This window comes from Streptococcus oralis, assembly GCF_023110435.1.
GTDB classification, from domain to species: Bacteria; Bacillota; Bacilli; order Lactobacillales; family Streptococcaceae; genus Streptococcus; species Streptococcus oralis_CF.
Genome location: NZ_JALDWB010000015.1, coordinates 1 through 820, shown reverse-complemented (window position 1 = coordinate 820; position 820 = coordinate 1). Strand labels below are relative to the sequence as shown.

Here is an 820-nt window from a genome sequence, read left to right as displayed (position 1 = left end):
CTTCAGCATCAGTATCTGCAAGCCAATCAGCTTCAGCATCAGTATCTGCAAGCCAATCAGCTTCAGCGTCTGTATCAGCTAGCCAATCAGCTTCAGCATCAGTATCAGCTAGCCAATCAGCTTCAGCATCTGTATCTGCAAGCGAATCAACTAGCGCATCAGTATCAGCTAGTCAATCAGCTTCAGCATCAGTATCTGCAAGTCAATCAACTTCAGCATCAGTATCTGCAAGCCAATCAGCTTCAGCATCAGTATCTGCAAGCCAATCAGCTTCAGCGTCTGTATCAGCTAGCCAATCAGCTTCAGCATCAGTATCAGCTAGCCAATCAGCTTCAGCATCAGTATCTGCAAGCCAATCAGCAAGCGCATCAGTAAGCTCAAGCCAATCAGCTTCAGCGTCTGTATCAGCTAGCGAATCAACTAGCGCATCAGTAAGCTCAAGCCAATCAGCTTCAGCATCTGTAAGTGCAAGCCAATCAGCTTCAGCATCTGTAAGCTCAAGCCAATCAGCTTCAGCATCAGTATCTGCAAGCCAATCAGCTTCAGCATCAGTATCAGCTAGTCAATCAACTTCAGCATCTATAAGTGCAAGCCAATCAGCTTCAGCGTCTGTATCAGCTAGCCAATCAGCTTCAGCATCTGTAAGTGCAAGCCAATCAGCTTCAGCGTCTGTATCTGCAAGCGAATCAACTAGCGCATCAGTATCAGCTAGTCAATCAGCTTCAGCATCAGTATCTGCAAGCCAATCAGCTTCAGCGTCTGTATCAGCTAGCCAATCAGCTTCAGCATCAGTATCAGCTAGCCAATCAGCTTCAGCATC

At 46.7% G+C, this 820-nt stretch carries 1 protein-coding gene; it reads left to right on the top strand.

Annotated features, from left to right (window positions below; translation table 11 throughout):
* Positions 1-820, top strand: an 820-nt coding sequence (locus M1F97_RS09160) for a hypothetical protein (protein WP_282185518.1), incomplete at both ends; no start/stop codon positions are given.